Genomic DNA, 10,370 nt, shown 5'->3' with positions numbered 1-10,370 from the left:
CTCCGAAGAGCTTCTGGCTCGAATCGATCTTCATCTATCACTCGTTTAGTTTTCAAGGATCAATGCTGTAGCTCAGCGGCTACTCAACTAATCTATCATATCCCTATGAATCTGTCAACACTCTTTTCACAGAACACAAAAAAACCGTGCCTGCTTTCGGCAGACACGGTTTTCACTTTCCTATTCTTCGTCTTTCGTATGCGTTTCTTCCTCATCGCTCTTCGGAACGCGAGCGACGGTCGAGACTTCCTCTTCCTCGTCATGCAGGGTGATCAACTTGACGCCCTGCGTGATACGGCTGAGTTCGGAGATCGTGTTGACCGCCATGCGGATGACCACGCCGGTGTTGGTGATGACCATGATGTCGTCTTCCTCGGTGACCACTTTCAGCCCCGCGATATGTCCGGTCTTCTCCGTGCGGTCGATCGTCTTCAGACCACGGCCGCCGCGGCCTTGGATGCGGTACGAATCGATCGGCGAACGCTTGCCGTAGCCTTTGCTGGAGACGACGAGCACATGGCAGTTGTCGTTGGTGACGTCCATGTCGATCACGTAGTCGCCTGCATCCAACTCGATCCCTTTCACGCCGGCCGCGTTGCGGCCCATCGAACGAACATCGTTCTCCGGGAAATGCACCGACATGCCGTTGCGAGTGCCGAGGATGATGTTGCGGTTGCCGTCGGTCAACTTGACGCCGATCAATTCGTCTTCGTCCTTCAGCGTCAACGCGATCAGACCGGCTTTGCGGATGTTCTGGTACGCGGTGAGCGGCGTCTTCTTGACGATCCCGCGACGGGTCGCCAAGAACAAGAACGGCCCGTTCGCCGCTTCCGATTCCTCGTGCACATCATCATGATCGACGTCCACTTCGGCCGAATCGGAGAGGTTTTCAAGCGGAATCACCGCCGACACCATCTCACCCTGTTCGATGTTCAGCACATTGATGATCGGCGTCCCCTTGGCAGCGCGTCCGAACTCCGGCACTTCGTACGCTTTGATCCGGTACGCTTTGCCGCGATTCGTGAAGAACAGCAGGTAGTTGTGCGAAGACGTGGTGAAGAGGTGCTCGACAAAGTCCTCCTCTTTCATCCCCGTCGCCGTCACGCCGCGCCCGCCGCGCTTCTGGCTGCGATAGGTGTTGGCCGGCAGACGCTTGATATACCCTTGGTGCGTGATCGTGATGACCACGTCTTCCACCGGGATCAGGTCTGCTTCGTCGATGTCGCCTTCCGCCGCAGTGACCACCGTGCGACGCTCGTCGCCGAACTTGTCGCGAATTTCGGTGATCTCGTCGCGGATGACTCCCATGAGTTTCGACTGGTCCGCCAAGATCGATTCAAGCTCGGCAATCAGCGCCATCAATTCTTTGTACTCGTTCTCGATCTTGTCGCGTTCGAGGCCGGTCAGTCGTTGCAGACGCATGTCGAGGATCGCTTGCGATTGCTCTTCGGAGAGGCCGAAGCGCTCCATCAACGCGTTGCGCGCATCTTCCGTCGTGCGATTGGCGCGAATCAGAGCGATCACTTCGTCGATGTGGTCGAGCGCGATACGCAGACCTTCGAGGATGTGCGCGCGGGCACGCGCCTTTTTCAGCTCGAACTGGGTGCGGCGGGTGATGACGTCCTTCTGATGTTCGAGGTAGTAGTAGATCACCTCGCGCAAGTTCAGAACGCGCGGTTCCTTGTTCACGAGCGCCAGCATGTTCACGCCGAACGTCGATTGCAGCTGCGTGTGCTTGAAGAGGTTCATCAGCACCACTTGCGGCTTCACATCGCGGCGCAACTCGATGACGACGCGCATCCCGGTGCGGTCCGATTCGTCGCGCAGGTCGGTGATGCCGTCGATCTTCTTATCGCGGACGAGCTCCGCGATTTTTTCGACGAGGCGGGCTTTGTTGACTTGGTACGGAAGTTCGGTGACGATGATCCGCGCTTTGCCGTTGTTCGCTTCTTCGATGTGCGTTTTCGCGCGCATGATGATCGAGCCGCGCCCGGTTTCATACGCTTGGCGAATCCCGGAACGGCCGAGAATCAAGCCGGCGGTCGGGAAGTCCGGCGCGGTGATGATCTTCATGAGGTCTTGCACCGTGATCTCCGGGTTCTCGATCATCGCGAGCACGCCGTTGATGACTTCGGTCAAGTTGTGCGGCGGAATGTTCGTCGCCATCCCGACGGCGATCCCGTTGGAGCCGTTGACGAGCAGGTTCGGGAAGCGCGACGGCAACACGTCCGGCTGCTTTTCCGAACCGTCGTAGTTCGGGACGAAATCGACAGTTTCCTTGTTGATGTCACGCAGCAATTCCATTGCGATCTGCGACATGCGCGACTCGGTGTAACGCATCGCCGCCGCCGCGTCGCCGTCCACGGAACCGAAGTTGCCGTGGCCGTCGACCAGCAAGTAGCGGGTGTTGAAGTCCTGCGCCATCCGCACGAGCGCATCGTACACGGAAGAGTCCCCGTGCGGGTGGTATTTTGCCAGCACGTCGCCGACAACGCGTGCCGATTTCTTGTACGGTTTATCCGGCGTCATCCCGGCTTCAAACATTGCGTACAAAATCCGGCGGTGCACCGGCTTCAAGCCGTCGCGCACGTCCGGCAGTGCACGGGAGACGATAACCGACATCGCGTAGTCGATGAAAGAGCTTTTCAGTTCGCTCGCGATGTCTATCGTCGGGTTGCGATCGATGTCTGCCATTGGGTATCCCCTTACCTGTTCAAGATTAGATATCGAGGTTCGCGAAGCGCGCGTTCTGCTCGATGTAATCGCGGCGCGGTTCGACGCGGTCGCCCATCAGTTGGTCGAACAGAATTTCCGCCTTCGCCGCGTCTTCGATGCTGACTTGCAGCAAGGTGCGGCTCTCCGGGTCCATCGTCGTCTCCCAGAGCTGTTCCGGGTTCATCTCGCCCAAACCCTTATAGCGCTGGATGTTGACGCCCTGACGTCCAATCTCGTTCAGTCGTTCTTCGAGTTGCTTGTCGCTGTAGGCGTACGAGACGTTCTTGCCCTTGGAGATCTTGAAGAGCGGCGGTTGCGCCATGTAGACGTAGCCGACTTTGATCAATTCACGCATGTAGCGGTAGAAGAACGTCAAAAGCAAGATGCGGATGTGCGAGCCGTCAACGTCCGCGTCGGTCATGATGATGATCTTGTGGTAGCGGGCTTTCTCGATGTTGAAATCATCGCCGATCCCCGTGCCAAGCGCGGTGATGATCGTACGGATCTCGTTGTTGGACAGAATTTTGTCCAGGCGGGCTTTCTCCACGTTGATGATCTTCCCGCGCAGCGGCAAGATCGCTTGGCGGTGACGGTCGCGCCCTTGCTTCGCCGAACCGCCCGCCGAGTCGCCTTCGACGATGAAGACTTCCGATTCCGCCGGGTCGCGGGACGCGCAATCGGCAAGTTTCCCCGGCAACGACGACACTTCCAGCGCCGATTTGCGGCGGGTCAATTCACGTGCTTTGCGGGCCGCTTCACGGGCGCGGAACGCCAGCAGCGACTTCTCGACGATCTTCTTGCCCGTCGACGGGTTCTCTTCGAGAAACTGCATGAACTTCTCCGCAAAAAGGGTCTCGACGATCCCCCGCACTTCGGAGTTGCCAAGTTTCGTCTTGGTCTGTCCCTCAAACTGCGGCTCAGGGATTTTGACCGAGACGACGGCGCAGATGCCTTCGCGCACGTCGTCGCCCGTCAAGTTGCTCTCGCTTTCCTTGAGCAAGTTGTAACGGCGGGCATAGTCGTTGATCACGCGGGTCAAGGCCGACTTGAAGCCGGATTCGTGCGTGCCGCCCTCATGCGTGTTGATGTTGTTGGCAAACGAATAGATGCTGTCTTTGGAGTAGGAGTCGTTGTATTGCAGCGCGACTTCCGCGGTGATGCCTTCCTTCTCGCCGGAGGTGAAGACCGGCGGGGTGAACAGCACTTCTTTGCCTTTATTCAAATACTCGACGAAAGAGGCGATGCCCCCTTCGTAGTGAAATTCGTCGGTTTTTTCCCGTTCGGAGCGCTCGTCGGTCAGCGTGATGCGAAGACCTGCATTCAAGAACGCCAACTCGCGCAGACGCCCTTCGAGAATGTCGTATTCATACACGGTGGTCTCTTGGAAAATCTCAGCGTCCGGCTTAAACGTGACGATCGTGCCGGAGCGCATGCCCTCTTCCATTTGGCCCACGACAGTCAACGAGTTTTGCGGTGTTCCTCGCTCGTAGTCCTGGCGGAAGATCTGGCCGTTTTGGCGAACTTCCACTTTCAGCCATTCTGACAGCGCGTTGACAACAGACGCCCCGACGCCGTGCAGACCGCCGGAGACTTTGTAGCCGCCGTCGCCGAACTTCCCGCCGGCATGGAGAATGGTATAGACGACCTCCACCGTCGGAATGCCCATCTTCGGATGGATACCGGTCGGAATGCCGCGGCCGTTGTCGATGACGGTGATGGAGTTGTCCTCGTGAATCATCACCTGAACATGATCGCAGTAACCGGCCAGTGCCTCGTCGATCGCATTGTCGACGATTTCCCAGACGAGATGATGGAGACCCCGGGAAGTGGTGGAACCAATATACATGCCCGGACGCTTGCGGACGGCTTCGAGTCCTTCGAGGACCTGGATCGAATTCTCATCGTAGACGTGGGCGTTCTGTTCCTGAGTCAATGTCTGAACCCTCCAGAGGAAAAATGAATATGTATCCAGTCTAACCAAGTTTCATGAAAACCAAAAAAGCGATTGGTAGAGAACCGCCAATCTATAAAATTCTATCATTTCAACGCACAAATTAAAAGTCCACCGGGTCAGAAGTCCCGGTGAACACCTGGTAGTCCTATTCCAATTCGGAGACGAACCCGGCTCTTTTCTTCAACGTCAGCGAAGAAATCGGCGAGTAAAACACTTTGCGGGTCGTCACGACGAACGATTTGCTTTCGTTCTCGTCGATCACCACCACAAAGCCTTCCTCGTCTGCCACGTCGAGAAACTCCTTGGTCGCGTCTGCCGAGTATTTCATCTTGAGGTCAAAAATCGCGATGACTTCCTTGCTCTGCACCATGACGTCTCCACCCAAGTGGATGAACATCTAGCCACACCTACCCTTCCCTGGACATCGCGCCGTGATCCACGCGGTACACGTGCGCCTCTTCCTGCATGAACTGCTCCAATCCGTACGTGCTGGTCGTGGTGATCAAAGTCTGCACGCGTTCGCCCATGCTCTCGACCAGATGCAGCTGCCGTTCACTGTCCAACTCCGAAAGCACGTCGTCGAGCAACAACACCGGATATTCGCCGACTTCGGCCTTGATCAATTCGATCTCCGCCAGTTTCATCGACAGCGACGCCGTGCGTTGCTGACCTTGAGACCCGTACGTATGCACCTCTCGCTCGTCGATCCGCACTTCCAAATCGTCGCGGTGCGGACCGACAGACGTAGTTCCTCGTAGGATATCCAATCTGCGCTTCGATTGCAAGGTTTGGAAAAAACGATCTGCCGCGTCTTGGCCTTCCGTCCAATCAAACGAGTTGACATAACGAAACGAGAGCAGCTCTTTGCCGCCGGAGATCCGGCTGTGGATGTCGCGGGCAAAACCTTCGAGTTTGTCCACAAACTCAAAGCGCTTTTGCAGCACTTTGGCGCCGTACACGCAGAGCTGCTCGTCCCAAATCGAGAGCAACTCTTCGGTTTTTTCCTTCTTGGCGATCTCTTTGAGCAGAGTGTTGCGCTGGAGGAGGACTTTTTGATACTGGGAGAGGTTGTAGAGGTATTGCGGGGAGACCTGCCCGATTTCCACGTCGAGAAAGCGGCGCCGCGTTTGCGGGCCGCCTTTGATCAATTGCAGGTCTTCCGGTGCGAACAACACCACGTTCAAATGCCCGACAAAGTCGCTCATCTTGCGTTTCTCCACGCCGTTGACGCGGCTTTTCTTGCCTTTTTGCAACAGGTGCAAGTCCAGTTTGTACGTGCGGTTGTCCCGTTCGACCATCCCTTGCAAAAGCGCCGTCTCGCCGCCGAAGCGGATCATCTCGGCGTCGCGGTTCGTGCGGTGGCTTTTGGCAACGGCAAGCATCAGCACCGATTCGATGACGTTGGTCTTGCCCTGGGCGTTCTGGCCGACGAAGATGTTCACCCGCGGCGAGAGGTCAAACAGTTGCAGAGACTCGTAATTGCGAAAATCACGAAGTTCCAGTGCTTTGAGCCACATCTACCCTTGTTCCTTTTCCAGCTTGTACGTGCCCACGCCTGCGATATGGACGAGATCGCCCGGGTGCAGTTTGCGGCCGCGGCGGGACTCGACTTCGCCGTTGACGGTAATGTCATGCTCTTCCAAAAACCACTTGGTCATGCCGCCCGAGTCGATGATGTCGGCGAACTTCAAGAATTGTCCGAGCGTGATCTCGTCCTTGGACAGGTATACCTCATGTGCAGCCATGCTGTTCGACTCCTTCAGGAAATTAGTAAATGCGAACCGGCAAAATCAAGTGCAGGTAGCGCGGGTTGTCCGGCAGTTTGATCAGGAACGGGCTCATCGAGCCCGTGAACTCGATCAAGATGTCCGGGCTGTCGATCACGCGCAGCGCATCGAGGAAATACTTCGAGTTAAACGCGATCACCAAGTCGTCGCCGGTCACTTCGATCTCGTCGATCGGTTCGGACATCTTGCCCGCGTCCGGCGAGTTCGAAGAGATTTCGAGGCGGTTTTGCTTGATGTTGAAGCGAACGAGGTTGTTGTCGTTCTCTTTGGCGACGAGCGCCGCACGCTCGATGGCGCCTTGCAGTTCCTTGGTGTTGACGGTCATGCCGGTTTTAAACGTGCTCGGAATGATCCGCGAGATGTCCGGGTATTGGCCGTCGATCAAGCGGGTGTAGAACTTCGTGTGGCCCATCTTGACCAGCACTTGGTTTTCGGCGACGAGCACATCGACCAGCGAATCGTCGTCCGCAAGCAGCCGGCCCAGTTCATTCAGGGATTTGCCCGGCACGATGACGTTGGCAAATTCCAGCTCCGGGGGTGCTTCCACCACGGATTCACGGGTGGCGAGTCGGTGCGAGTCGGTGGCGACGAACTTCAAGTTGCCGTTTTTCAGCGAGAACACAACGCCGGTCAGCACCGGACGAATCTCTTCGGTGGAGACGGCGAGAGAGGTTTGACGAATCATGTCTTTCAAAATATCCGATTGCACGGAAAACACGCGGTTGTCGGCCACTTGCGGCAGTCGCGGGAATTCTTCGTGATCCAAACCGTGCAAATTGTATTCCGTTTTGCCGGAGCGGATGATCGTGAGGTAGTTTTGCTTGACTTCGATCTCAACGGTTTTGCCGGGAAGTTTGCGCACGATCTCGCCGAAGAAGCGGGCGGACAGCACGATCGCGCCTGCCTCTTTAACTTGGACGATTTCTTCATCGTCTATGAGAGTCGGCACCAACGTTTCAATCCCGATCTCCAAGTCGGTGGCGGTGAAGTGCAGACCTTGGTCGTCCGCAAGCATCTTGATGCCCGACAAAACGGGAATCGTCGACTTGCTGGAAACCGCTTTGTGCACGTTTTGTATAGCCTGCACCAATTGGTTTTTTAGAATGGTGATTTTCATGAAGCAGCCCCCTCGCTGGCATCTCTTAGGTGTACTATAACAGCTCTGCAACGCATATTGTTGTAGGTGATAGATAAAGATCTTTTTTAGTACTAATACTAGTAGGCGCCCTGAATATGTGGATAACGCCGAAAACCCCAGCGGCAGCCGGGTTTTCTCGGTGTGGACAAAATGTGAGCATGTTCGACAGACTTATCCACATATCCAAGCTCACATTTCACCTAAAAGTTATGCACAGTTTGGTCACAACGGATATCCACACTTGTTAGTTGTGCCCGAGCTTCTCTTTTAATGATTCGACCGTCTGGCGCAGCGTGAAGTCGGTTTGCAGTTCCTTGGCGATCTTCTCGTGCGCATGGATGACGGTGGTGTGGTCGCGGCCGCCGAATTCATCGCCGATTTTGGGCAGCGAGAAATCGGTCAGCTCGCGGGCGAGGTACATGGCGATCTGGCGCGGGAAGGCGATGGCCTTCGTGCGCTTTTTGGCTTTGAAGTCGTCGAGTTTCATATCGAAGTGCTCGCCGACCGCTTTTTGAATGTCGTGGATCGTGATCTGCTTCGGCTTGTTCGACGGGATGATGTCCTTGAGCGCTTCCGCCGCCAGTTCCGCCGAGAGATCGCGGTTGATCAGCGACGAATACGCGACGACGCGGATCAGCGCGCCTTCGAGTTCCCGGATGTTGGTGTCGATCTTGTTGGCGATGTGCGAGATGACATCGTTGGGAATGTCCAGGGCTTCAGCCTTGGCTTTCTTGCGCAAGATCGCAATCCGGGTTTCATAGTCCGGCGGTTGGATGTCGGTGATCAAACCCCATTCAAAGCGCGAGCGCAACCGGTCTTCCAGCGTGGGAATTTCCTTCGGCGGGCGGTCGGAGGAGATGATGATCTGCTTGTTCTCCTCGTGCAGCGCGTTGAATGTATGGAAGAATTCCTCTTGGGTTTGTTCTTTGCCGGCCAGAAATTGAATATCGTCAATCAAGAGGACATCGACGTTGCGGTACTTGTTGCGAAAATCGATCGGCCGGTTGTCGCGGATGGCGTTGATGAACTCGTTGGTGAACTTTTCGGACGAGATGTAGACCACTTTCGCCGCCGGGTTCGTATCGAGTACATAATGACCGATCGCGTGCATCAAGTGCGTTTTGCCAAGACCGACCCCCCCGTAGATGAACAGCGGGTTGTACGCTTTGGCCGGAGCTTCCGCCACCGCGAGAGACGCCGCGTGCGCGAATCGATTGCCGGCCCCGATGACAAACGTGTCGAAGGTGTACTTCGGATTCAGGGCGGACGGCACGAATTCTTCGCCGGAGGTTCCGTTTTGCGTCGCGTTCGCCGGCACAGGCTTGGGCGAGTTCTCATAGAGAGATTCATCGAAGACCTGGGGAATGACGAACTTGACCGCAACCTCTGACATCGTTAACGCGGCGAGTGTATCTTTGATGATGTGGGAGTACCGAGATTCCAGCCAGTCGCGTGCAAAATCGTTCGGGACGCTGACGATCAGGGTATTCGATTCAAAGGAGACGGGCTTCGTCGCCTTGAACCAGGTCTCAAAACTCGGCTTGGAGAGCTTCGTCTCGAGAGTGGCCAAGGTTTTCTGCCACAGGTCAACTGCTTGCCGGTCCATAGAAGACGAGAACCTCCTCAAAAAGTGCACAAATAAAAACCCACAGTGTTTCTTCATCAACAAGAACTGTGGATAATAATGTAGGCAAAAGATGTCGATATTTTATACGATTTGACAAACGATGTAAACCGTATCCCCAACCGTGTGGACAAGCCGTACACAGGGGGAGGATAACTATCCACAAACTTATCCACAGCTGTGAGTAACTATGTGGATCGGAAACTTTTCTCCACAAGCGGCTTTTCCATTCTACCAGATTGCAAACCCTCATGACAACGGGACTTTTGGAACTTATCCACATAGAGAACAGTAGGCAAGAACGTTTGTTCACACCCGTGTGGATTGTGGATAAGGGTGTTGCTAACCCTGTCGAAAACTTTCCCTCCTGTCGAATGCGTTATCCACAGGCGTTTTTCGGGCTCTTTGAAAAAAAGGAATGACCTTCCTCCGGGCTTTGCACTTGCGTCATTTGTCCGTCTCGGCTATAATGATGAGGAATATTGTCTCTAACAAGTGACTTCGCGTCCTTGACAATAGACAAGTTGTAGGGAGGTGTAATGATGGGACCGACTTACCGTCCGAATGTACGCAAGCGTAAAAAAGTCCACGGTTTCCGCGCTCGCATGGCGTCCAAAAACGGCCGCCGCGTGCTGGCTCGCCGCCGTGCTAAAGGCAGAAAGGTTCTTTCCGCATAAGGCCACATTTTTGTGGCCTTTTTTCTACATAATAGGTGGGTTTACAGGCCGAAAATGAGGCGGTTAAACGGCACCCTTGCTTCCGATACTAGAGATGGAATGGGGGCCAGACTCATGTTGCAGCGTATTCACAGACTGACAGACAAACGAGATTTTCAACGGGTGTTCCATCACGGTCATTCGTTTGCCAATCGCTATCTCGTTCTCTACTATTTGAAGACTCCGACGAACCCCGCTTTTCGCGTGGGCTTTTCCGTTTCCAAGAAAGTCGGCAAGGCGGTCACCCGCAACCGCGTCAAGCGATTGCTGCGGGAAGCCTTCCGCTTGGAGAAGGAAAAAGTCACGGAATCCTACGACTTCGTGGTGATCGCGCGGCCGTCGGCAGCGGAGCTTGATTTTCATACGATCCGGCAAAACGTCCAGCATCTCTTGCGCAACATGGAGAACGGCGTGGACGCAAACCAGCGCAAAGCGA

The 10,370-nt window shown here is 55.3% G+C and carries 8 protein-coding genes and 1 pseudogene; 2 read left to right on the top strand and 7 right to left on the bottom strand.

The annotated features are described in order from the left end of the window. Nucleotides 1-180: 180 nt before the first annotated feature. From gyrA to dnaA, 7 genes are all read right to left on the bottom strand, one after another. Nucleotides 181-2,694, bottom strand: a complete 2,514-nt coding sequence (gene gyrA, locus EL26_RS21000; protein WP_038093879.1) for a DNA gyrase subunit A — start codon at nt 2,692-2,694, stop codon at nt 181-183. A 25-nt stretch (nt 2,695-2,719) separates the two neighbouring features. After that, nucleotides 2,720-4,648 (bottom strand): DNA topoisomerase (ATP-hydrolyzing) subunit B, encoded by a 1,929-nt coding sequence (gyrB, locus tag EL26_RS20995; RefSeq protein WP_038093876.1) that lies wholly within the window; start codon nt 4,646-4,648, stop codon nt 2,720-2,722. A gap of 166 nt (nt 4,649-4,814) precedes the next feature. Next, on the bottom strand, nt 4,815-5,066 hold the full coding sequence (gene remB / locus EL26_RS20990; RefSeq protein ID WP_038093873.1) for an extracellular matrix regulator RemB: 252 nt from the start codon (nt 5,064-5,066) through the stop codon (nt 4,815-4,817). A gap of 10 nt (nt 5,067-5,076) precedes the next feature. Then, entirely contained in the window at nt 5,077-6,186 is a 1,110-nt protein-coding gene (gene recF, locus EL26_RS20985) for a DNA replication/repair protein RecF (RefSeq protein WP_038093870.1), read from the bottom strand. Beyond that, nucleotides 6,187-6,414 carry a S4 domain-containing protein YaaA gene (gene yaaA, locus EL26_RS20980; protein WP_038093867.1) on the bottom strand — a complete coding sequence of 76 codons (228 nt, stop codon included), beginning with the start codon at nt 6,412-6,414 and terminating at the stop codon, nt 6,187-6,189. Between the two features lie 22 nt (nt 6,415-6,436). Then, nucleotides 6,437-7,573, bottom strand: a complete 1,137-nt coding sequence (gene dnaN / locus EL26_RS20975; RefSeq protein WP_038093864.1) for a DNA polymerase III subunit beta — start codon at nt 7,571-7,573, stop codon at nt 6,437-6,439. A 265-nt stretch (nt 7,574-7,838) separates the two neighbouring features. Further along, nucleotides 7,839-9,200, bottom strand: coding sequence for a chromosomal replication initiator protein DnaA (gene dnaA, locus EL26_RS20970; protein WP_038093862.1), 1,362 nt, complete (start codon nt 9,198-9,200; stop codon nt 7,839-7,841). A 560-nt stretch (nt 9,201-9,760) separates the two neighbouring features. On the opposite strand from dnaA, the gene rpmH reads away from it, so the two are divergent. Beyond that, on the top strand, nt 9,761-9,895 hold the full coding sequence (gene rpmH, locus EL26_RS24745; protein WP_081857382.1) for a 50S ribosomal protein L34: 135 nt from the start codon (nt 9,761-9,763) through the stop codon (nt 9,893-9,895). A 117-nt stretch (nt 9,896-10,012) separates the two neighbouring features. Next, a pseudogene (gene rnpA / locus EL26_RS20965) lies at nt 10,013-10,330 on the top strand (ribonuclease P protein component); the annotation flags it as partial. Between the last annotated feature and the right edge of the window lie 40 nt (nt 10,331-10,370).

It is taken from the genome of Tumebacillus flagellatus, from assembly GCF_000714935.1.
In the GTDB taxonomy this organism is placed as follows: domain Bacteria; phylum Bacillota; class Bacilli; order Tumebacillales; family Tumebacillaceae; genus Tumebacillus; species Tumebacillus flagellatus.
The sequence above is the reverse complement of the archived record's forward strand: the minus strand, read 5'-3'. Positions and strand labels throughout refer to the sequence as shown.

Coding starts and splice junctions, on each gene's coding strand:
- dnaN (WP_038093864.1), bottom strand. CDS start 7,573: ATGAAAATCACCATTCTAAAAAACCAATTGGTGCAGGCTATACAAAAC.
- yaaA (WP_038093867.1), bottom strand. CDS start 6,414: ATGGCTGCACATGAGGTATACCTGTCCAAGGACGAGATCACGCTCGGA.
- dnaA (WP_038093862.1), bottom strand. CDS start 9,200: ATGGACCGGCAAGCAGTTGACCTGTGGCAGAAAACCTTGGCCACTCTC.
- remB (WP_038093873.1), bottom strand. CDS start 5,066: ATGTTCATCCACTTGGGTGGAGACGTCATGGTGCAGAGCAAGGAAGTC.
- gyrA (WP_038093879.1), bottom strand. CDS start 2,694: ATGGCAGACATCGATCGCAACCCGACGATAGACATCGCGAGCGAACTG.
- rpmH (WP_081857382.1), top strand. CDS start 9,761: ATGGGACCGACTTACCGTCCGAATGTACGCAAGCGTAAAAAAGTCCAC.
- recF (WP_038093870.1), bottom strand. CDS start 6,186: ATGTGGCTCAAAGCACTGGAACTTCGTGATTTTCGCAATTACGAGTCT.